General features: G+C 57.6%; 21 protein-coding genes. 10 read left to right on the top strand and 11 right to left on the bottom strand.

Annotated elements, in window-relative coordinates; all coding sequences use genetic code 11:
* Positions 1 to 2: 2 nt before the first annotated feature.
* A complete protein-coding gene (pncB, locus tag AC2FNR_RS19105; protein WP_170755194.1) occupies positions 3 to 1,295 on the bottom strand; it encodes a nicotinate phosphoribosyltransferase in 1,293 nt (430 codons plus the stop codon).
* Positions 1,296 to 1,458: 163 nt separating this feature from the next.
* On the opposite strand from pncB, the gene AC2FNR_RS19100 reads away from it, so the two are divergent.
* Positions 1,459 to 1,992, top strand: coding sequence for a hypothetical protein (locus AC2FNR_RS19100; RefSeq protein WP_170755195.1), 534 nt, complete (start codon positions 1,459 to 1,461; stop codon positions 1,990 to 1,992).
* Here the strand turns inward: AC2FNR_RS19100 and pncA are convergent.
* Positions 1,989 to 2,582, bottom strand: a complete 594-nt coding sequence (pncA, locus tag AC2FNR_RS19095; RefSeq protein ID WP_496850795.1) for a bifunctional nicotinamidase/pyrazinamidase — start codon at positions 2,580 to 2,582, stop codon at positions 1,989 to 1,991. The two genes, AC2FNR_RS19100 and pncA, sit on opposite strands and share 4 nt — an antisense overlap.
* 92 nt (positions 2,583 to 2,674) lie before the next feature.
* On the opposite strand from pncA, the gene trhO reads away from it, so the two are divergent.
* Both trhO and AC2FNR_RS19085 read left to right on the top strand, forming a co-directional pair.
* Positions 2,675 to 3,580, top strand: a complete 906-nt coding sequence (gene trhO / locus AC2FNR_RS19090; RefSeq protein WP_496850793.1) for an oxygen-dependent tRNA uridine(34) hydroxylase TrhO — start codon at positions 2,675 to 2,677, stop codon at positions 3,578 to 3,580.
* A 69-nt stretch (positions 3,581 to 3,649) separates the two neighbouring features.
* A complete protein-coding gene (locus AC2FNR_RS19085) occupies positions 3,650 to 4,150 on the top strand; it encodes a potassium channel family protein (RefSeq protein WP_170755198.1) in 501 nt (166 codons plus the stop codon).
* Positions 4,151 to 4,153: 3 nt separating this feature from the next.
* Here AC2FNR_RS19085 and AC2FNR_RS19080 read toward each other — a convergent pair whose 3' ends face one another.
* The gene (locus tag AC2FNR_RS19080; RefSeq protein ID WP_170755199.1) at positions 4,154 to 4,483 is read right to left on the bottom strand and encodes a hypothetical protein; all 330 of its coding nucleotides are present in this window, start codon (positions 4,481 to 4,483) and stop codon (positions 4,154 to 4,156) included.
* A 370-nt stretch (positions 4,484 to 4,853) separates the two neighbouring features.
* Between AC2FNR_RS19080 and AC2FNR_RS19075 the strand changes: the two genes are divergently transcribed.
* Together AC2FNR_RS19075 and AC2FNR_RS19070 are read left to right on the top strand one after the other, a co-directional pair.
* On the top strand, positions 4,854 to 7,298 hold the full coding sequence (locus AC2FNR_RS19075) for a GcvT family protein (RefSeq protein WP_496850791.1): 2,445 nt from the start codon (positions 4,854 to 4,856) through the stop codon (positions 7,296 to 7,298).
* Positions 7,295 to 8,656, top strand: a complete 1,362-nt coding sequence (locus tag AC2FNR_RS19070) for an MmgE/PrpD family protein (protein WP_496850789.1) — start codon at positions 7,295 to 7,297, stop codon at positions 8,654 to 8,656. Before AC2FNR_RS19075 ends, AC2FNR_RS19070 begins: the two co-directional genes overlap by 4 nt.
* 19 nt (positions 8,657 to 8,675) lie before the next feature.
* Here AC2FNR_RS19070 and AC2FNR_RS19065 read toward each other — a convergent pair whose 3' ends face one another.
* Genes AC2FNR_RS19065 through AC2FNR_RS19040 form a run of 6 tightly spaced genes read right to left on the bottom strand, consistent with a single transcriptional unit; the run spans position 8,676 to position 13,271 of the window.
* The gene (locus AC2FNR_RS19065) at positions 8,676 to 10,163 is read right to left on the bottom strand and encodes a hypothetical protein (RefSeq protein ID WP_496850787.1); all 1,488 of its coding nucleotides are present in this window, start codon (positions 10,161 to 10,163) and stop codon (positions 8,676 to 8,678) included.
* 4 nt (positions 10,164 to 10,167) lie between these two features.
* Positions 10,168 to 10,815 carry a hypothetical protein gene (locus tag AC2FNR_RS19060; protein ID WP_496850785.1) on the bottom strand — a complete coding sequence of 216 codons (648 nt, stop codon included), beginning with the start codon at positions 10,813 to 10,815 and terminating at the stop codon, positions 10,168 to 10,170.
* Positions 10,812 to 11,681: a flagellar motor stator protein MotA gene (gene motA, locus AC2FNR_RS19055; protein ID WP_353392759.1), complete on the bottom strand. Its 870-nt coding sequence runs from the start codon at positions 11,679 to 11,681 to the stop codon at positions 10,812 to 10,814. Before motA ends, AC2FNR_RS19060 begins: the two co-directional genes overlap by 4 nt.
* A gap of 46 nt (positions 11,682 to 11,727) precedes the next feature.
* Positions 11,728 to 12,300, bottom strand: coding sequence for a MotE family protein (locus tag AC2FNR_RS19050; RefSeq protein WP_496850783.1), 573 nt, complete (start codon positions 12,298 to 12,300; stop codon positions 11,728 to 11,730).
* Positions 12,297 to 12,764, bottom strand: a complete 468-nt coding sequence (locus tag AC2FNR_RS19045) for a hypothetical protein (RefSeq protein WP_496850781.1) — start codon at positions 12,762 to 12,764, stop codon at positions 12,297 to 12,299. The genes AC2FNR_RS19050 and AC2FNR_RS19045 overlap by 4 nt, the downstream gene beginning before the upstream one ends.
* Positions 12,765 to 12,773: 9 nt before the next feature.
* Positions 12,774 to 13,271 carry a flagellar basal body-associated FliL family protein gene (locus AC2FNR_RS19040; RefSeq protein WP_496850779.1) on the bottom strand — a complete coding sequence of 166 codons (498 nt, stop codon included), beginning with the start codon at positions 13,269 to 13,271 and terminating at the stop codon, positions 12,774 to 12,776.
* A gap of 119 nt (positions 13,272 to 13,390) precedes the next feature.
* On the opposite strand from AC2FNR_RS19040, the gene fliF reads away from it, so the two are divergent.
* From fliF to fliP, 4 genes are read left to right on the top strand one after another with little or no spacing between them, the layout of a single operon-like run.
* Positions 13,391 to 14,980 carry a flagellar basal-body MS-ring/collar protein FliF gene (gene fliF / locus AC2FNR_RS19035; RefSeq protein ID WP_496850778.1) on the top strand — a complete coding sequence of 530 codons (1,590 nt, stop codon included), beginning with the start codon at positions 13,391 to 13,393 and terminating at the stop codon, positions 14,978 to 14,980.
* Positions 14,980 to 15,576 carry a FliH/SctL family protein gene (locus AC2FNR_RS19030; protein WP_496850776.1) on the top strand — a complete coding sequence of 199 codons (597 nt, stop codon included), beginning with the start codon at positions 14,980 to 14,982 and terminating at the stop codon, positions 15,574 to 15,576. The genes fliF and AC2FNR_RS19030 overlap by 1 nt, the downstream gene beginning before the upstream one ends.
* A complete protein-coding gene (locus AC2FNR_RS19025) occupies positions 15,569 to 15,856 on the top strand; it encodes a FliM/FliN family flagellar motor switch protein (protein WP_496850775.1) in 288 nt (95 codons plus the stop codon). The genes AC2FNR_RS19030 and AC2FNR_RS19025 overlap by 8 nt, the downstream gene beginning before the upstream one ends.
* Positions 15,856 to 16,587, top strand: coding sequence for a flagellar type III secretion system pore protein FliP (fliP, locus tag AC2FNR_RS19020; protein WP_170355918.1), 732 nt, complete (start codon positions 15,856 to 15,858; stop codon positions 16,585 to 16,587). Before AC2FNR_RS19025 ends, fliP begins: the two co-directional genes overlap by 1 nt.
* Positions 16,588 to 16,591: 4 nt before the next feature.
* Here the strand turns inward: fliP and AC2FNR_RS19015 are convergent, their stop codons facing one another.
* Both AC2FNR_RS19015 and AC2FNR_RS19010 read right to left on the bottom strand, forming a co-directional pair.
* Positions 16,592 to 18,034, bottom strand: a complete 1,443-nt coding sequence (locus tag AC2FNR_RS19015; protein ID WP_170355920.1) for a sensor histidine kinase — start codon at positions 18,032 to 18,034, stop codon at positions 16,592 to 16,594.
* Positions 18,031 to 18,765, bottom strand: a complete 735-nt coding sequence (locus tag AC2FNR_RS19010; RefSeq protein ID WP_170755211.1) for a response regulator transcription factor — start codon at positions 18,763 to 18,765, stop codon at positions 18,031 to 18,033. The genes AC2FNR_RS19015 and AC2FNR_RS19010 overlap by 4 nt, the downstream gene beginning before the upstream one ends.
* Positions 18,766 to 18,984: 219 nt before the next feature.
* On the opposite strand from AC2FNR_RS19010, the gene AC2FNR_RS19005 reads away from it, so the two are divergent.
* Positions 18,985 to 20,229, top strand: coding sequence for an ABC transporter substrate-binding protein (locus AC2FNR_RS19005; protein ID WP_496850772.1), 1,245 nt, complete (start codon positions 18,985 to 18,987; stop codon positions 20,227 to 20,229).
* Position 20,230: the final 1 nt, after the last annotated feature.

Genomic DNA, 20,230 nt, shown 5'->3' with positions numbered 1-20,230 from the left:
GTCTAGACGATCACCTCAATCGCTTTTTGCGCGCCAACGCCGAAGACGCGTTTGTAACGTTCGATCTCGTCTGCCGGTCCCATCGCCTTTTCAGGGTTGTCCGACAATTTCACCGTCGGACGGCCATTGGCCGAGACCGCTTTGCACACCAGCGAAAACGGTGCCAGTGCGTCATGCGAGACCAGCCCGCGGAAATCGTTGGTCAGCAATGTACCCCAGCCAAAGGACACTTTTGTCCGTCCGGCGAATTGGCCATGCAGCTCTCGGATCTTGTCCACATCCAGCCCATCCGAGAAGATGACGCGTTTTTCACGCGGGTCCTCGCCGCGTGATTTCCACCAGTTGATCGCGGTTTCCGCCCCCGTTGCTGGGTCGCCACTATCGACACGGATGCCAGTCCAGCCTGCAAGCCAGTCGGGCGCACTGTCCAGAAAGCCCTGTGTTCCATAGGTGTCCGGCAAGATGATGCGCAAGTTGCCGTCATGTTCTTCATGCCAGTCGCTGAGAACATCATACGGAGCTTGCGCCAGTTCCGCGTCCGTATCGGCCAGCGCGGAATAGACCATGGGCAGTTCATGCGCGTTGGTGCCGATGGCTTCAACCTCGCGCCGCATGGCGATCAGGCAGTTCGAGGTGCCGGAAAATGCAGACCCTAATCCTTCGATCATGGCTTGTACGCACCAGTCCTGCCACAGGAACGAATGACGCCGCCGGGTGCCGAAATCCGCAATGCCCAGTCCATCAATGTCGCGCAATTGTTCAATCTTTTCCCAAACGCGGGTCATTGCGCGGGCATAGAGCACCTGCAGCTCGAACCGGCGCATGTCGTTCAGCACGGCGCGCGAGCGTAGCTCCATCAGTACGGCAAGCGCGGGAATTTCCCACAGCATGACCTCGTGCCATTTGCCCTCGAACGTCAGCTCGTACTGATCGCCCTTGCGTTCCAGATGATAGGGGGGCAGGCGCAGATTCTCGAACCACTCCATGAAATCGGACCGGAACATCTGTCGTTTGCCGTAGAACATATTGCCCCGCAGCCACGTGCTTTCGCCACGGCTGAGGCTGAGTGAGCGGATATGATCCAGCTGTTCGCGCAGTTCACCCTCGTCGATGAGCTTGGCCAAAGGGATGTGATTCGACCGATTAATCAGCGAAAACACAACATCCGTTTGGGGCCGATTTCGAAACACTGACTGGCACATCAGCAGTTTGTAGAAATCTGTGTCGATTAAAGACCGTACAATCGGGTCAATCTGCCATTTATGATTGTACACACGTGCCGCAATATCGACCATGAGGAACTCCTGCGATTTCCGTTGTTAGATCAATCGGTGCGTGGAATGGCAAGAGTCGCTGGTTTGGTGACAATGACAATGTCAGGTCACAAAGCGAGCATATTGTGTGTTCTTTTCACCGGTTAGTGAGAAGAGAGGTCGAAGGACGAGGTTAAGTTGGTGAATGGTTCTCGAGTACGATTTTGACATTGTTGTCGTCGATCCGGGGGAAGGGGATTCAGATTCGGGCCCGGATGGTTTTTCGAAGAAACCAGTGCTGCGTGCGATGTTTCGCAGTGTGAAGACTGCGGATGCTCTGAGGGCGGCCTCTCCAAAAATTCGCAAGATTTTTCAGGATGCAGGCTTTGGTCTGGACGCAACCGGCAGCGATCTTGTGCACGGCCTATACCGGCCAAGGGATGAGGCTGAACGGGAGCGGATCCTGCGCGCTCTGTTTGCCAATATTCGCAAGATGGGCGTTCAGGGCGAATATTGCGGCGAGTTCGATTTCCGAAAGTTCCTTCGGGACATTAAAAACGCCCGTCCGCGCAATGGTCAGCGCCGTACAGTTGCGGACTGGACGCCAAACCCTCGGTACAAATCCCCAGCATCGCCCGAACGCCGTACCTTGCCGGGACGGATCGGCGTGGCACTGGGGCTGGCCGTAATTCTGTTTGTTATTGTCAAATACCTGGCCGAGCGTGGCGCGACCCCTTAGGACAGCGTTACACCGGCGTCACGCATCGCGGCTTCAGCCGTCGCCAGTGAACCATCCAGATCAATAGCGCGGCAAACGTCCAACCGAACTGTGACCTCGAATCCCAGCCGGGCTGCGTCCACGGCCGAGAAGTGTACACAGAAGTCTGTTGCCAACCCTACAATCGTCAGTTTTCGTATGCCGCGCGTGTTCATGTATCCTTCCAACCCTGTTGGGGTGGTCTTGTCGTTTTCGAAAAAGGCAGAATAGCTATCGATGGTTGGGCGGAACCCCTTGCGGATGATCAGGTCCGCATCTGTGCGCAGATTGGGGTGAAACATGGCACCGTGCGTATCTTGCACGCAATGATCGGGCCATAGGACCTGCGGGCCATAGGGCATTTCGGTCGTGTCATAGGGGTTTTTCCCCGCATGAGAGCTGGCGAAAGACGAATGCCCGGCCGGGTGCCAGTCCTGCGTCAGGATCACGGCGTCGAAGTCGTCCATCATCGCGTTGATAGGGGCCACGATCTGGTCGCCTTCGGGCACCGCCAGCGCGCCGCCGGGGCAGAAATCGTTTTGGACGTCGATTACGATCAGGGCATGGGTCATCGTGATCTCCTTTTTGCTATCGGTAAGGGTGCGGGCAGGGGGCGTCAATCCGGTCCCTTGCGACTCTGTGCGTGTGGGTTTAGACCGCGCGCATGTATACCATCGCTGCCCTTTATCACTTCACCCGTTTCGCTGATCACGCCGCCCTGCGCGCGCCCCTGTTGGAGCTTTGCCGCGCGCAAGCGGTCAAAGGTACGCTGCTGCTGGCGCAAGAGGGGATCAACGGCACCATCGCGGGCCCCCGCGCCGGGATCGACGCGGTGCTGGCCCATATCAAAGCGCTGCCGGGTTGTGCCGATCTGGAGTGGAAAGAGGCCACCGCCGACCACCCGCCCTTTGGCAAGATGAAGGTGCGCCGGAAGAAAGAGATCGTGACCATGGGCCAGCCGGATGTCGATCCGCTTGCCCGCGTCGGCAATTATGTCGAGCCTGAGGAGTGGAACGACCTGATCCGCTCGGACGATGTGGTGGTGATCGACACGCGCAACGATTACGAGGTGGCGATTGGTACGTTTGAGGGCGCAATAGACCCTGAAACAGCCAGTTTCCGCGAATTCCCGGCGTGGTGGGAAGAAAACAAGGAGCGCTTCCACAACAAGCGCGTCGCCATGTTCTGCACCGGCGGTATCCGCTGTGAGAAATCAACCAACTTCCTGCTGGGGCAGGGGGTCGAGGATGTCTATCACCTCAAGGGTGGTATCCTGCGTTACCTTGAGGAAATGCCCGCCGAGGACAGCACCTGGCAAGGTGAGTGCTTTGTGTTCGACAACCGCGTTTCTGTGGGGCATGGGCTGGTCGAGGGGCCTCATAACCTGTGCCACGGCTGCCGCCGCCCGATCCGGCCCGAGGATATGAAACGGCCCGAATATGAGCACGGCGTTGCGTGCCACCAATGCGTAGATGAGACCTCGGAAGCGGACAAAATGCGCTTCCGCGAGCGGCAAAAGCAGATAGGTCTAGCACGTTCGCGCGGACAGGAACATCTGGGAGCAGATTAAGCCAATTCCGGTTGCAGGCCCCGGTGCAAACCGGGATGATCACACGCAGACCCTGTGACCGGAGGCCCAATGTCGCGCAAACCCACCACTCTGGAGGAATGGAAATCGACCCTGCTGGCGGCGGGTGGCATGGTTGTGGCCAGTTTCGTGGCGTGGTTCGGCCTATCACGCCTGAGCGAGGCCACCGCAGGCGATACGATCGGTACCCTCGCCTCGGTCGGTTTGCTGTTGTGGATCGTGTCGCAGTCCTGGTTCTACATGACCCAAGTGAAATCGCCGCGTCGTGTGCTGTTCTTGATGGGCGTTTCCTTTATTCAGGTCGTCCCCTTCCTGTTCGCCGCCGTCTACGGTGCGTTCGGCTATAAAGACAACTGCGTGGTCGGTGCCAGCGGACCGGGGGACATCCTGTATTTCTCATACGTCACCTTCACCACCGTTGGATATGGTGACATGGCCCCGACCGGCCTGTGCCGCGCGTTGGCCGTGTCCGAAGCGGTGACAGGCTACATCCTGCTGGGCCTCTTCGTCGCCGCTGCCGTGGCACTTTATGCCCGAAACCACTCGGATTAGAGCCTATTTGTTGGTGTCAATCCACCGGGACATCATGTGCTTGTCGCGGAAACACTCAGACGGTATCGGCCTGCGTTTGGAACGCGAGATCCGTTCAGCAAAAGCGACCTGTTTGCCGGTCGGGTAATTGGCAAATGGTGACGGGTCATCCTGTTTATGCGCCGAAATCCACTGGGACATGGCCCTGCGGTCGCGTTGTGCCTCGACCGGGATTTCAAGCGCCGATTGCTGGGCAATCGCGCGCGCATAGCGCATCTGCCGGTCCGTGACGGGCAGCATGTGATAGTCGTTGCTGGGTGCGTCGTACCAGCTTTGACGGGCAGCGTTGGCCATAGCTCGAATACCTCCGTTCCACCTCAGACGTTCACGTGGAACAAATATAGAACATTTTAGGAACTTTTCAAGATTTCCGCTGATCCACGCGGTCTTCACCGTGTTTCAAACCAGCCTGTCCCGTCGCGTTTCGACCTATTCGGCACGTATTTTCGTGCTTCCTAATTTAATCAAAGAATCAGTGCGTCTCATTTCAAGACACAAACGCTCACGACATCGCGCGTTTGGTGTCACCGGGCGATGATCCGCCGACGCGGCGTTTGTTTCCGGCGCTTTGATCGTCATTACCGACATTTTGCGTCGGGAACAGAGCATCAGTAGCCCCTGACCTGTGGCTGACTTTCGTGCAAGCTCTGTAGGAGGTGCGCCAATGAAAACCCATGCTCAGGCCGTTGTCATCGGAGGGGGGCTGGTCGGCTGCTCGATCCTGTATCACCTGGCCAAGCTGGGCTGGACTGATGTTGTCTTGCTGGAACGCGATGAGCTGACCAGCGGATCCACGTGGCACGCGGCGGCCAATATCCACGGGCTGCACGACAACAACAACATCACCCGTATCCAGCACTATACGATGAACCTGTATAAGCAGCTGGAGGCTGAAACCGGGCAGGGCTGTGGCGTGTTTCAATCCGGCTCGCTCTATTTGGCGCAGACTGAGGATCGCGAACACCAACTGCGCCTGCAAGAAGCCAAGGCGCGTTTCTACGGTCTTAACTTCCACGAGATCAGCCGCGAACAGGCCATGGAACTGCACCCTCTGGCGCAATTCGATGATATCCGCTGTATCATGTTCGAACCCGATGGCGGCAATGTTGACCCCTCGGGCGTGACCCATGCCTATGCGGCCGGAGCACGCGCGATGGGTGCCAGCATTGAGCGATTTTGCCCTGTGTTAGGCACTGAACAGCAACCAGATGGATCGTGGATCGTACGCACCGCAAAGGGCGATATCCACACGCAATGGGTGGTGAATGCCGGCGGCCTGTGGGGGCGTGAGGTGGCCGCATTGGCGGGTATTGAACTGCCCCTGCAACCGACTGAACATCAGTATTTCGTCACCGAAGCGATTGATGAAGTCGCCGCGTTGGGCCGCCGCTTGCCGTCCATCGCCGACCGGGATGGCGAGTACTACTTCCGGCAAGAAGGCAACGGTTTGCTGATCGGTGCCTATGAAAAAGACATGCGGTTTTGGGCTGAAAACGGCACGCCGCTTGATTTCGCCCATGATCTGTTCCCCGACGATTTGGATCGCATCATGGAGAACGTCATCCGCGCAACCGACCGTGTACCAGTGGCCGCGACCGCCGGTGTGAAGCGGGTGATCAATGGCCCGATGATCTGGTCGCCGGATTCGAACGCGATCTGGGGGCCTGTGCCCGAGCTGCAGAACTATTTCTGTTGCACCGGCATCATCCCCGGATTTTCGCAATCGGGCGGGCTTGGCCTGTTGTCGGCGCAATGGATGATCGAGGGCGAGCCGCAATACGACATGTTTGCCTGGGATCTGGCGCGGTTTGGCGACTGGGCCGACAAGGCCTTCACAAAAGCGCGGGTGCAGGACGTTTACACGCACCGCTTCGCCATTCACTTCCCGAACGAAGAACGCAGCGCGGGCCGCCCCGCCCGTGTGCGCCCTGCCTATCAGATGCAAAAGAACATGGGCTGTGTCTTTGGCCTGAACTGCGGGTGGGAGCACCCCCTCTGGTTCGCCGATCAGCCTGGTGTGGTCGAGACTGCCGGCTTCACCCGCCAGAATTGGTGGGAACCGGTTGGCTGTGAAGTCCAGATGCTGAGGGACAATGTGGGTGTGATCGACATCTCGAACTTCGCCAACTACGTGATCAAGGGGTTGGGGGCGCACGATTGGTTGGATCGTCTTGTTGCCAACCGGGTACCAACCGAGGTTGGACGGTCCTGCCTGACGCCTCTGATCTCGGTGCGTGGTGGCGTGGCGGGCGACTTTACCATCACTAAAGTCGCAGGTGACGAATACATGATGATCGGTTCAGGTATGGCCGAGCGGTACCACCAGCGGTTCTTCAACATGGTTGATCTGCCAGAAGGCACCAGTTTCGAGGTTGCCACAAACCGCATCGCTGGCTTCAACGTTGCCGGCCCCAGATCGCGCGATCTGTTGCAACGGCTGACGAATGCAGACCTGTCTAACGAGGGGTTCCGTTTCATGCGGTCTCGTCAAATCGAGGTGGCGGGCGTTCAGTGTTTAGCCATCCGTGTCAGCTTTACCGGGGATTTGGGGTGGGAGTTGCACTGTGCCGAAGAGGATCAAGTTAGGCTCTATACTGCGCTTTTAGACGCTGCAAACGATCTTGGCGGAGGCCCTGTTGGTGGTCGCGCGCTGGGGTCTTTGCGCATCGAAAAGGGGTATGGGTCGTGGGGTCGCGAATATTCACAGGAATATTGGCCGCACGAGGTCGGCCTGTCAGGATTGATCAAACTGGATAAGGACTTCCTGAACAAAAACGCCTATCTGGCAATCAAGGACACTCCGCCCCGAGAAGTACTGTCGATCTTTGAGATTGATGCCAAGATAGCCGATGCGTCGGGGGGAGAGCCCATTTTCACGCCTGACGGACGCCCGGTCGGGCGCGTCACATCGGGTGCTTATGGGTATTCCGTCGGCAAGTCGCTCGCCATTGGATATGTGAACCCCGACGCTGCGCAACCCGGCGACAAGGTCGAGGTATTCATTCTGGGCACTCCACACAGCGCAACTGTCTTGGCAGAGCCTCCGTTCGATCCGTCCGGGCTTCGCTTGCGCGGCCTCCATCAACCCGCAGCAGAGCCCGCCGAATGACCAATGCTTTCACCCGTGTTGCTGAGTTTACCTTGGACCGGCCAGCGGCGGATATGCCAGAGTCCGCCAAGGAAGCGGCTGCGCTGATGATGCTGGATACGATGGGTATCCTGATCGCGTCCGCCCAGATGGAGGCTGGTGTGATCGCGCGGGATACCGCAGCGCTGCTCTATGCCAGTTCCGATCCTGGTTTCAGCGCGCACATGATGTTTGACGGGCGGACCGTAAGCCTGGCCGGCGCGGCCTATGCTGCGGCAACGCAGATTGACAATCTGGACGGCCATGACGGCTACAACCCTACCAAAGGGCATATCGGCGTGGTGGTTTTACCGGCTCTGGTCGCTCTGGCTGAACATTGCCCGGACCTGACCGGCCCCGAAGCACTGGCAGCCGTCGTCACCGGGTACGAGGTTGCCGGGCGTGCCGGTATGTCACTGCACGCATCTGCCAGTGATTATCACACATCGGGCGCCTGGAATGCGTTGGGCGTTGTCGCCATGGCATCCCGGATGCGCCGCCATTCTCGCGAACAGATGCGACATGCCATGGGCATTGCCGAATATCACGGCCCGCGCAGTCAAATGATGCGCGAGATTGCGAACCCTACCATGTTGCATGATGGATCGGGCTGGGGGGCATTGGTCGGGCTCTCTGCCGCCGTTCTGGCCGAACGCGGGTTTACGGGCGCTCCAGCGATCACGGTCGAGGCCGAGTCGGCCGCGCAGTACTGGGCTGACCTGGGCCAGTTCTGGCAAGTCGAGCATCAATACGTGAAGCCTTACCCTATCTGCAGATGGGCCCACGCTGCCATTGACGGGGTGCGAATGCTGATGCTGAACAATGCACTATCGGCGGATCAGATCAAAACGGTGCAAATCAACAGCTTTCATGAAGCCGCCCGTTTATTCGCAGGAATGCCCGATACGACGTCTCAAGCACAATACTCGCTGCCTTTTGCGGTTGCCGTTCAGGCGATTTACGGGCGGATCGGGGTCGAACATATTTCTGGCGCGGGTCTGTGCGATCCAAAAGTCGCCGCCTTCATCACCCGTATTCAGGTATCCGAGGATCAACGTCATTCCCTACGGTTTCCCGAAGGACGTTGGGCGGATGTGCGTATTACTACAACTGACGGCCGTGTCTTTGCGTCGGGCGACGTTCACGCGCGAGGCGGGCCCGAAGATCCGTTCAGCCGCGCAGATGTGATCGCAAAGTTCAAAGACTTTGCCATGCCTGCGATCGGTGCCGAGCGCGCAGAAGCCATCGCCGCGGCTATTTTGGGCTGGACAGGTGTGTCTTCACGATTTTCCGATCTAAGCCCGCAGCTTTTTGCACCTGCTTATAGAAAAGCACAGTAAATTTCAGAGACTCAAAAAGTTAGTCTTTCAACGTTTCAAGAAGCGTCGAGATATTTTCCCGTGTATCCGCACTGTCCTGCAAAAGGCCCTCTGCATCTGCCAAGGGTTTTCCGGGGTGTCGTTCAGGCGAACTGGTGAGAGTCTGCGTCAAGTCGTTGACCGTTCCATATTTGGCTTCAAGCTCTTTGGTGATTGCGTCGGATTGACCAGCGAGCCAGAATAACCTGTTGGCTTCATCATGGTCGTTAGCATCGCCCAAAAGTTGTCCCGCTTGTACAAAATCCCCGATGTCCTGCGAGGCCCGCGTCTTAAGAGCCAACGCGTCTTGGGATATGTCTCCCTCCAACTCCAGCAAAGCTTGATGTGGACGTCCCCGCAGTATTGATGAATGCGCCCTAAGCCTTGCTCTTTTGGACCTAAAAGACGTGTCCTGAGGCCGGTTCGCTAGCGCAAATGCCCGGCTGGCGAACCCAAGTTCTACCAAACGTTCTGCGACAGAGACAGCGGTTTCAGTGGTCAAAACCTTCGAGACATTGCCGGATAAGCCGATTGTATGGCGCAGAAATGTTATGTCCTCGGACCGCTCAACCAGAATTTGCACAACGCGGTTAACGGCTCCCTCGCGGTCTTGCCCATCGGGTATTTGCAGTGCGGTATTCATCGCCTGATCGAAATCATTGCTTAGGCTTAGTGCAACCGCATGCGCACGCTGTAACATTGGATGCATCTCGGACTCGCGATATTCTATCTCAAAGGCCGCAGCCAAACCCAATTCCTTGGGTGAAACCGCACCGCGTTCAGACCAACGTTTTTCAATAAGGCGCGCCAAAGAAAGGGGCGCTTCGGAACCCGCATCTTCCGCTTCGATTGCTTCTTTCAGACGGAGCTCTGTTTCTTGGCCGTCGCCTTCCGCCTTAGCTATCGCTGCTTTGGCTTTGGACGTATCGGCGCTGCTGGTGTTCTCAACCCGATCAACGGATCGAAGCACCCGTCTTGCGGCTTCCAATTGGCTGCCTTCCACCATAATTTCCGACAGTCTGGGGCCAATTTGCTTGCGCAAATGATCAGGTAGACGAGCAAATGCATGTTCGATTGACGTCAGTTGCGCATCTTTTGCTAGTACGCCTTCCGACAATACAGACCAAAAGGTTGCGTCACTGTCGCATCGCTGTTGCCTCTGAAACGGGTTCGGCTCATCCACCGAGCGTTCGTCGAGAATCTGGGCGATTGTTACAATCATATGCCGCTCGCTTTCGTCAGGCTTCGCAAGGTCCAACATGGCGAGCGCTTCAACGCCAAACCCGTGATAGGCATAGAGCCTCGCAAGCCCTAACGCGCGTGCGCGATCGACGCGGTCAAATTCATGAAACAGAGCGGCGCGGGCGCTTGCCACTTGTTTCGAGAACGGTCGCAGGTCAGACCAGGTGTCAAACCCAATCTCGGCGTTGGTAATGCAGGACGGCTGACGTTCAAGTTCAATGAGATTTGGGCCAAGCAGATCATTCAATTCGTCAAGAATTGAGGTGACGTTGATATTCGCCTCCAGATCTGAAGGCAGAAGAGGCGCGTTTTGGAATCCGGTTGATCGGGCCAGCAGGAGTAAGGTTCAGATCGACGATAGAACGGTCTGCACCTTGCAGCAGTTTTGTGGATAGCTGATTTTCAAATTGCCGCGCGTTCAAATTAAGCAAGGGAAGCGCCACCACCTCGGTTTTCCGGACTGTCTCAAGCGGGTTTTCCTGCACAGCCGCTTTGGGGAGCAAAGGCGGTGGGATATCTTCGCTGAGCGGTGGAAGGGAGGCAGCGGGCGCAATATCCACCACGATCATCGTGTCTTTGTAAAGAAATGAGGACGCCACACAGTCGCAACCAAATTGCAACTCTAGCGCATCCCCCGGTTTCTTTTGTGATAATGTCGACAGGCGGTTTTGCGTTAAACGGCGGAACACAGATCCAGTTTCGAAAGTCACGTCATCGAGTGCCACGTCGAGGCGGGCACCATTTTTCGTTTGAGCCAGAATCCAGCCGGTATCAGGCGGGATCTGTACAACCAATCGGGTATAACCATCATGTTCACCCGTCCGGACGGTCAATTCCTCGGCGAAAACGGCTTGAGCCGCCCCAAGCAAAATGGCCGCTATGCCCCAGGACTTTTTCATGCGGCTGCCTGCTTAAGCTCTTTCAGCGCCTCTTCAAGTTCCGAGAAGCCGGGGCGGTTATGCGTCGGTGTATTCTGTCGGCCAACCTCGATACACATCGCGGCATTATGGTTGTGTAAATTGGCGACCAGTACTTCCTTGATCAACTGGTAGAAATGGTTGTCCTCTTCAACCACGGCCTTCAGCTTGCCAGCGAAGGGTCCGACCAGACCATAAGCCAGAAAAACCCCTAGAAACGTACCGACTAGAGCACCACCGATCAACTTACCCAATACCTCGGGTGGTTGGTCAATCGAGCCCATTGTCTTGATAACCCCCAGAACGGCAGCAACGATACCCAACGCGGGCAGGCCATCGGCCACCGTTTGCAAAGCATGGCTGGAATGCATGGCGTGATGGAAATTCGCCTCCATCCGCTTTTCCAGAACTTCCTCGACCTGATGCGGATCGTCGTAATTCATCGACGCGGATCGCATTGTGTCACAAATCAGGTCAACGGCTTCCTTATCCGATTGGATCTTGGGATAGGCGGAAAAAAGAGACGAGTTTTGAGGGTCTTCAATGTGCTGTTCGACCTCGACCGGGTTCGCCTTGGCAATACGGATCATCGAAAACAGAAGACAAAGCAGATCGCGATAGTCTTCGGGTTTCCACTTTGGACCTTTGAAAACCTTGCCCATATCCTTGATGGTGTGTTTCACGGCGCTCATGTCGTTGCTGATCAAAAAGGCGCCCACGGCCGCGCCTCCGATCATCATCATCTCGAATGGCAATGACTTAAGGATGATCGTCATTTTGCCGCCCGCAGCCAAATAGCCGCCGAACACCATGGCGAAAATGACGACGATTCCGATTATTCCGATCATGTGGGCTCTCCGACGAAGTCAAATGCGGGATTAAAGGACATAGAGTTTATTCCTGAGGGGCGGCGGCATTTCGCCCCGCCATGATGACGCTGATCGTATAGGCCGCCTCGGGGCTGAGCCCGGCAAGGACGCCGGCAGCTGCGTCCGGCGGCATGCGCGACAAAAAACCTGCTGCGAAACCCGGATCCATTGTCTCAAACAAGGCTGCGGCGTCTATCGGTTTCATGCTTTGGTACACATCGGTCAGCCGCGTCAAATCGGTCTCTGCTGCTTTTTGGGCATAGGACAACGTTTCCCGAAGGCTCGTTTCGGCGTCCTGTAATGCAACAAGGCGTGTCTCGATCGCCTGATCAGCGATATCGAGGGCTCTTTCCTTTTCCAAAATCGCCGCCTCACGCTCTTTCAATGCTTGTTCGCGGCGCAACAAAGCAGTTAGCAATTCTCGGGTTCTGGGATGGTCGTCCATTATCGGCTTCGCGGCAGTGACCGACGGCTCAGCGGCCTTAGCCAAAGCAGGTCCGGCTTCAAGCCCAACGCGGATTGCTGCAGACCCGACCATCAACAACGAGATCACTGTAAGAACGCCACCTTTGGGCCGGTTGGAAGCCTTGCGAGTCATGCCGTTCCCTCACCGATTTTGCGCGTATGTCGCATAAACATGAGACCCATCGCGCGTTTGGGCTCGGGCTTTTCTGTCAGCTCGGTCGTGGATTCGGGTTCTGTCGAAACCTCGTCCTTCGGTAAAAAAGCGGTTTCGGTCGCCCCTGCTGTGTCTGTTTCTTCAACCTCGTCTTTTTCTGGAATGACGTCGTGCATCGACGCCATCATCAACTCTAGCTGCTGGGCCACAGATTCCGCTCTGAGAGTTAGTGACTTGAGTTCATCACTGGCCTGATCTGACGTCGCACGAGCCGAATCCAGTGATTTCTTAAGTTCGTCCGCCTGCGAAGACAAAACGGCCACCGCTCCGCCAACGCCTTTTTCAAGATCCGTGAAACGCCTGAGGCGGCGCGATAGAACAAAACAATACAGGCCTGCACCAAGAGCGCCGGCAACCAGAAAAATATCTGCGATCAATTCCAATTTCGCCTCCTAGTTCAGTACGAATTCCATCACGAGAACATCGCGCACGCGGTCTTCTCCGACGACGATCCCGATTCGACGCAGCAGATGGCCGCGTATGCGCATCAGCGCCAGGGAATCTTCCAGATCCCCAACTTGAACGGCACGCAAATATCCATTCAGGACGTCCATGATTCGCGGCTTCATTTTTTCAACGTCGCTCAGGTGTTCTGGATTCACCTCAAGCTGCGCATGAAACTTCAGGTGCCGCGAATCGCCCGACTTGATCGAAACGATGACCGGCGGCAGATCGACAAAAACCACGTCGGGCAGGGCCTTGAGAGGTTTTTCCGTACCTTCTTTCATAGGTGCGTCAGCGGTTGGTTTCGGGCCAAAGGGCAACATTCCCGACGTGGTCAGGTAGTATCCGCCAGCTGCCCCGGCCACGGCTAGAATCGCACCGATAATCAACCCACTTTTCCCTGATTTTTCAGCCTCTTCTGTCTGTTCTGCAGTCGCGTCGGTCATGACGTCCTCATTCATCCGTTCCGCAACTGTCATAACCCGGCAGGGACTAACCGATTGTTAAGGGCAATCGTTCAAACAAGGGATGTGCCGGGCAGAATGCCGGCGAGTCGGAGGTGAGCGTGCAGCAGATCGGGACTGTCTGGGCAAGTTTGGACAGGCGTAAACAAATCATCGTTGCCGGTGCAGTCGTGCTGGTGTTTCTTGGGGTTCTAACGATGTCGCGACTGGTAAGCGCGCCGTCGATGACCTTGCTTTATGCGGGGCTGGAAAGTGGCGCAGCTGGCGATATCGTGCGGTCGCTGGACCAGCGTGGTGTGCCGTATGAGATTCGCGGCGGCTCGATCTATGTACCGGGTTGGCAGCGTGATGAACTGCGCATGACCCTGGCCAGTGATGGACTGCCTGCGAACGGAAATAGGGGATATGAGCTGCTGGATTCGCTGAGCGGCTTTGGCACGACGTCCCAGATGTTCGACGCTGCGTACTGGCGCGCGAAAGAGGGGGAACTGGCACGTACCATTGTCGGTGGTCCGCACATCAGTCAGGCACGGGTTCATATCGCGAACGGATCCTCGAATCCGTTCCAACGCATCGTTGCTCCGACGGCATCGGTCTATCTGGTATCCTCAGGGGCCGACATTACTTCGGATCAGGCCAAGGCAATCCGCTTTCTTGTGTCGTCCGCTGTCAGTGGCTTGGCGCCGGAAAACGTCGCTGTGATCGACTCGAATGGTGCGGTCATTGGTGCGCAAGACAATCCTGTGGCGGGCGATACGGCCGACGACAAAGCCCAACAGCTGCGCGAGCGTGTTCTGCGCCTGGTTGAAGCCCGCGTGGGGACCGGCAACGCAGTGGTCGAAGTCAGCGTGGACACCGTCACCAAAACCGAATCGATCCGTGAGCGTCGATTTGACCCTAATGGGCGTGTCGCAATCAGTACCGATGTCGAAGAAAGATCGGATAGTGCCCGTAACCAATCTGCTGATGTGACCGTTGCATCGAACTTGCCGGATGGGGACGGGGCCGGTGGCGATGAATCGAATTCGAACGCAACCCAAACGCGCGAGCGGGTGAATTATGAGGTTTCGGAAACCGAGCTGGAGGTCCACAACGCGCCAGGAGCCATCAAACGTTTGACGGTTGCTGTTCTGGTAAACGGTACGACATCGTCAGACGCAAGTGGCGTCGAGAGCTTTGTGCCGATGCCGGAAGTCGAGATGGAAGCACTGAAAGAGCTTGTCGCTTCAGCTGTTGGCTTCGATGCCGAGCGTGGTGATGTTATAACACTGAAGTCCATGAATTTGCCCGTGGTTGAACCGCAGGGAACCGTGGCTTCTTCCTCGATTTGGGGGAGTATCCATCTTGATGCGATGTCGTTGATCCAGATGACCATTCTGGCAGCGGTTTCGCTGATCCTTGCCCTGTTTGTCATTCGACCCATTCTGATGAAACCGGCCGCCGTGCCTGCCTTGTTGCCGGCAGGTTCCGCGACAGAACCCGAAGCATACCTGACCGGAGAGATCGCGACCGATGAAGTTGGCCAATACCAGTCGCTGCCTGGACAAGCTTCGGCAGGTGATGTTCCGACTCTCGCCAACGCGCCCGGCACCGACCCTGTGGACCGGTTGCGAACGATGATCGGCGACAAGCAGGAAGAGACCGTGGAAATCCTGCGCAGCTGGCTTGAAGAAGGTGAGGAGCGTGCTTGATGTCGATAGCCCATCTTCTTGAAGATTTCACTCTGCAAACCGGTGGAGGAAAGCTCCACCTGTTGGATGAAGACGCGCTTGAAGAACAGCGGTTGGCCTCATTCGAACAAGGCTACAGCGCAGGTTGGGAAGACGCTCTGCAAGCGCAAGAGCAAAGCCGTAAGCAAGTCTCAGCCGAGCTGGCCAAGTCGTTGGAGGACATGTCCTTCACCTACCATGAAGCCGTGACGCGTATGACTTTGTCGCTGGAGCCCATGTTCAACAGCCTTGTGAACGCGGTTCTGCCCGACACGCTAGATCGCGGGTTCGCCGCGCGGTTGGTTGAACAGCTCAGCGAGATGGCACAGGAACAGATCGGACAACCGATGCAAGTGTTTGTTCCCAAGGGGCGCGCGGTTGAGGTTCAGAAGTTGATCCCACCCAGCCTGTCAACGGCGGTGAAGGTGATCGAAGATCCCTCGCTCGAAGCCGGACAGGCAAGGCTGCAGGTCGGCGTGGCTCAGCGTGAAGTTGATACTGATGGGCTGCTGGCATCGGTCGCCGGGGCGTTCGACGCGTATGTATTTGAGGCAAAAGAGGCAATGAGCAATGAGTGATCCCCATACCCCAAAACCAGAGAAAGCCAATCCGTTCGAGTCTGTTCCGATCGAAGTCACCGTATCCGTGGGGCGCGCCCGACCTTTGATCCGCGACCTGTTGAACATGGGTGAGAATGCGGTGCTCACGTTGGATAAACGTATCGAGGACCCGGTCGACCTCTATGTCGGCGACCAGCTTGTTGCACGGGGTCTTCTGGAAGAGTTGGAAGGGGATCAGCCGGGCCAACTGGCTGTACGCCTGACCGAGATTGCTGACCTGCAGAACGGGATCGGCTGATGCGCGTATTGCCGTGGCTTATCGTTGCGCTGATAGGGATGACTCCGTCCTTTGCCATGGCGCAGGAGCTATCTTTGTCGCTGGAGGATGGGGGCTCGATCTCGGCTCGGACGGTCCAGTTGATCCTGTTGATCACCGTTCTCAGCCTGGCACCCGGATTGGCGATCATGATCACCTGCTTCCCGTTTCTGATCACGGTACTGGCAATTCTGCGGCAAGGGATCGGGTTGCAACAATCGCCCCCCAACATGCTGATCGTCAGCCTGGCTTTGTTTCTGACCTATTTCATAATGGAGCCCGTCTTTACCGAAGCCTGGACCACTGGCATCCGTCCCATGGTCAATGAAACGATGGAGGTTGAGCCTGCTTTGGAACGGGCGTTGCAGCCATTTCGCGCCTTCATGGCCGCAAGGCTGGACCCCGATACATTTCACGCAATGGCTGCGCTTCGACCAGAAGGCAATACAGTCGATGTGTCACTGGATGCTCCGCTGTCGATCCTGATGCCATCTTTCATGCTGTCCGAGATCGCGCGCGCTTTTCAGATCGGCTTTCTCATCTTTCTGCCGTTCCTGATCATCGACCTTGTCGTTGCGGCGGTGCTGATGTCGATGGGTATGATGATGGTACCGCCGGCCACGGTCTCACTTCCGTTCAAGCTGGCGTTTTTTGTAATTGCGGACGGATGGTCGTTGATCGCAAGCGCCTTGGTCCGAAGTTACATGGCCTGACAGATCAGTGCCGTGTAATCGTCAATCGGGCGCGCAACCCCTGATCTCCGGCCTCGAACCGCAGCGCGCCGCCGTGCTGTTCCGCGACCGTCGCGGCAATGGTCAGACCCAGGCCGAACCCGTCTGACGACCCTGTATTGGTTCCACGCTGGAAAGGGGCCATCAGAGCTTCGATATCCTGAACCGACAGATCAGTGCCCTTGTCCTCGACCGTGATCGTGGCAGAATGCGCGTCGGTTTCAAGCTGGACCTCGGCATGGCGGCCGTATTTCAGCGCGTTGTCGATTAGGTTGGTCAAGGCGCGTTTCAGCGAAATCGGTCTGGCGGTGACCAGCATGCGCCGCGCTTCCTGCAAGGTGCCGTGCCCGCGCCGGGACATGAAAACGGATGGCGCACCTTCAACCGCAACAGGATCAATGTTCTGCAAGGTCACGGGGCGATCCATATCCTGATAGTCGTCGACAACCGACTCGACCAGGGATGTCAGTGAAATCTGACGAGGCTCTTCGACACTCAGTTCGGAGCGCGTGTATGTCAGGACACTTTCGATCATGCCTGTCATCTGATCCACATCCGCTTCGAGCTTTTCACGCAGTTCGTCATCCGCGATGAGCGCAGCGCGCAATCGGACTCGGGTTGCAGGGGTTCCCAGATCATGGCTGACGCCCGAAAGGACAGTGGCACGTTGTTCCAACTGAGCGCGCTCGGCATCGAGATGGGCGTTTACGGCAGACACGATGTCCCGCAGCTCGGTCGGGCCATCTGCGTCGTAACTATCGGGTCCTCCGCGCCTCCGACGGTCGCGCAGGGCATGGGCAAACCGGGTGAACGTGTCAGACACATTACCGACCGAGGTCAGGATCACCGCCAGCGCTACGATTCCCAGCAATATCGCAGGCAGGCGTAGATCGGTCGGGGCCGCGCCGCACCCCCAGATACCGGTTCCGTCCACGCGGTACCATGGCCCACGTCCAAACTGCGCGATCAGGATCGGCTCGCTGCAATAGGTGGCCAGCAATCGTGTCAGGTTACCCATCTTCTCGGGCCCTGTCTGATCGCTACGCGAGACGATATCTGACACCGGATAGACTAGACGATCGGACAGGATCGCCAGCGTCAATTCACGCCCGTTGAGCGGCGCTGAACTGTCGGTCAGGATCGAAAGGTTGGTCAGGAACCGACGGCCCGAAGACCCAGGCAATTGCTGGAACTCTCCCTTATCGGCCAGGACGGCATCCGCCGGTGACAAGGGCGTAATGGACAGCGGGGCTGCTGGGGCCATTCCGGTGCGCAGGTCTTCGTAAACCGTAAACCCCGCGACGAAGGATTGCGTCAGGAACTGATTCCAGGCGCGGGCCGAAGCAAACCACAGGCTGGCCGATACCAGCCCTGTTGCGAAGGCTGAGATCACCCAAAACCAGCCTAAATTGCGTAGGCGCAGCGTCATTCCTCTTGCACCGACACGTCGGCGGCAAAAACATAGCCGACGCCGCGTTCGGTGCGCAGCATCTGCGGGTCCTTCGGGTTGACTTCGATCTTTGACCGCAACCGCCCGACCAGCATGTCGATGGCGCGGCCCTGCGCCTCGGGTTTGTCGGTGCCGCCGGTGACATCCAGCGCGGCGACGATCTCATCCCTGGTCAGGGGGATATGCGGATTGGCCAGCAAAACCTTGAGCAACGCCGTCTCACGTTGTGACAGCGCCACCAAATAGCCCTCGGGCGAATGCACCTCATCGCGTTTGCCATCATAGAGCCAGCCGTCAAAGCGGAAGCTGTGGATGCGGCGGCGGTAGGCCAGTGACGATGACCGCCGCGCCCGTTGCATCACCGCCCGCACGCGGGCCAGCAGAAGCTGAGGGTTGAAGGGTTTGGCGATATAGTCATCGGCCCCGACTTCATACCCCGCCATGCGCTGATGGTCGGCTGAGAGGGCCGAGACCAGAATGATCGGCACATCCTGTTCGGCGCGCAGGCGGGCGCAGATCTCGACGCCGTTTTCATCGCCCAGCATCACGTCCAGCAGGATCAGGTCGATGCGGCCGGTGTTCAGGTGGCTGCGGATTTCATTTTCAGAACTGGCGGGCAGGGCGATGAACCCGTTCTGTTGCAGGAACTGGGTCATCATCGCCCGCATCTCGGGGTCGTCATCCACCACCAAAAGTCGCGGGATACTCACGCGGTTTGTCCTCCCAGTCACTGTTCCTCCGATATCGTCAATTGTAACGAACGGAAACAGATTCAATGTCAACGTAACACGCGGTAACAGAAGCGGTGAAAAATTGGGCTGATGCACGGGTTTGGCGCGGATTCCAAGTTGCCAGACGGCCTGTGCGCCCCAGTATGGCCGACATCGCTGCTGCGGCAGTCACTTCGTTCTCTAGGGAGGAGACAAGAAATGAAACGTTTTGCATTTGCCACCGTATCGACGCTGGCTGTTGTGGCCGGATCGTCGGTGTTGGCGGGCCCCCAGGCAGAAGTTCTGCATTGGTGGACATCGGGGGGCGAGGCCAAGTCGGTTGCCGTCCTGCAAGAGGAATTCGCGGCCAATGGTGGCAGCTGGACCGATATGCCCGTGGCCGGTGGTGGCGGTGATGCCGCGATGACCGCGTTGCGCGCTCGCGTTCTGTCGGGCAACGCGCCGACGGCGGTTCAGCTAAAAGGCCCCGCCATTCAGGAATGGTATGAAGAAGGCGTGCTGGCCGATATCTCATCTGTGGCCGAGGCCGAAGGCTGGGCAGACGTTCTGCCCGCCTCAATTGCGGGCCATATGAAATGCGAGGGCACGTGGTGCGCCGCGCCTGTGAACGTACACCGCGTTGACTGGATCTGGGCCAACGCCGACGTTCTGGCCGCAAATGGCATCGAGATGCCGACCACGTGGGACGAATTCAACGCTGCCGCGGATAAGCTGCAAGCCGCAGGTGTGATCCCGCTGGCCCATGGTGGTCAGGCATGGCAGGACGCGACCGTTTTTGAAACCGTGGTACTGGGCATTGGCGGTCCCGAGTTCTTCCAGAAAGCGCTGGTTGATCTGGACCCCGAGGCGCTGACCTCGGATACGATGGTGCAGGTGTTTGACCAGATGCGCACAATGCGCGGCTATGTGGACGAGAACTTCTCGGGCCGCGACTGGAACCTGGCCACTGCGATGGTCATGAACGGTGAGGCGGCGTTCCAGATCATGGGTGATTGGGCCAAGGGCGAGTTCCTGGCGGCGGGCAAAAAACCCGGCGAGGATTTCCTGTGCGCCTCGACCCCCGGTGACGGCTATCTGTACAATGTCGACAGCTTTGCCATGTTCGATGTGGACGGAGATGACAAGAAAGCCGGTCAGGACCTGCTGGCCAAGCTGATCGTCGCACCGAACTTCCAGAAAGTGTTCAACCTGAACAAAGGCTCGATCCCGGCACGGACCGACGTGGCACTGGATGACTTTGACATCTGTGCCAACTTGTCGGCCGAAGATATGGGTTCGACCTCTGCTGCAGGCTCGCTGCTGCCGTCTTATGCCCACGGCATGGCGCTGCGCGGGTCGCAGTCTGGTGCGATCACGGATGTTGTGACCGCGCATTTCAACTCGGATATGTCGTCGGCTGACGCGGTTCAGCAATTGGCGGCGGCAGTGGCTAACAGCTACTGAT

This window comes from Ruegeria sp. SATB045, from assembly GCF_059613525.1.
Note: the sequence above shows the minus strand (reverse complement) of the source record. Positions and strands in the feature narration are given on the sequence as shown.

Bases quoted from the DNA above. Each gene is read 5' to 3' on its own strand.
- AC2FNR_RS19085 (WP_170755198.1), top strand. From the start codon at position 3,650: ATGTCGCGCAAACCCACCACTCTGGAGGAATGGAAATCGACCCTGCTG.
- AC2FNR_RS19075 (WP_496850791.1), top strand. From the start codon at position 4,854: ATGAAAACCCATGCTCAGGCCGTTGTCATCGGAGGGGGGCTGGTCGGC.
- AC2FNR_RS19025 (WP_496850775.1), top strand. From the start codon at position 15,569: ATGAGTGATCCCCATACCCCAAAACCAGAGAAAGCCAATCCGTTCGAG.
- AC2FNR_RS19030 (WP_496850776.1), top strand. From the start codon at position 14,980: ATGTCGATAGCCCATCTTCTTGAAGATTTCACTCTGCAAACCGGTGGA.
- pncB (WP_170755194.1), bottom strand. From the start codon at position 1,295: ATGGTCGATATTGCGGCACGTGTGTACAATCATAAATGGCAGATTGAC.
- AC2FNR_RS19005 (WP_496850772.1), top strand. From the start codon at position 18,985: ATGAAACGTTTTGCATTTGCCACCGTATCGACGCTGGCTGTTGTGGCC.
- AC2FNR_RS19100 (WP_170755195.1), top strand. From the start codon at position 1,459: ATGGTTCTCGAGTACGATTTTGACATTGTTGTCGTCGATCCGGGGGAA.
- AC2FNR_RS19080 (WP_170755199.1), bottom strand. From the start codon at position 4,483: ATGGCCAACGCTGCCCGTCAAAGCTGGTACGACGCACCCAGCAACGAC.
- pncA (WP_496850795.1), bottom strand. From the start codon at position 2,582: ATGACCCATGCCCTGATCGTAATCGACGTCCAAAACGATTTCTGCCCC.
- AC2FNR_RS19070 (WP_496850789.1), top strand. From the start codon at position 7,295: ATGACCAATGCTTTCACCCGTGTTGCTGAGTTTACCTTGGACCGGCCA.
- AC2FNR_RS19050 (WP_496850783.1), bottom strand. From the start codon at position 12,300: ATGACTCGCAAGGCTTCCAACCGGCCCAAAGGTGGCGTTCTTACAGTG.
- fliP (WP_170355918.1), top strand. From the start codon at position 15,856: ATGCGCGTATTGCCGTGGCTTATCGTTGCGCTGATAGGGATGACTCCG.
- AC2FNR_RS19015 (WP_170355920.1), bottom strand. From the start codon at position 18,034: ATGACGCTGCGCCTACGCAATTTAGGCTGGTTTTGGGTGATCTCAGCC.
- trhO (WP_496850793.1), top strand. From the start codon at position 2,675: ATGTATACCATCGCTGCCCTTTATCACTTCACCCGTTTCGCTGATCAC.
- AC2FNR_RS19060 (WP_496850785.1), bottom strand. From the start codon at position 10,815: ATGAAAAAGTCCTGGGGCATAGCGGCCATTTTGCTTGGGGCGGCTCAA.
- AC2FNR_RS19040 (WP_496850779.1), bottom strand. From the start codon at position 13,271: ATGACCGACGCGACTGCAGAACAGACAGAAGAGGCTGAAAAATCAGGG.
- motA (WP_353392759.1), bottom strand. From the start codon at position 11,681: ATGATCGGAATAATCGGAATCGTCGTCATTTTCGCCATGGTGTTCGGC.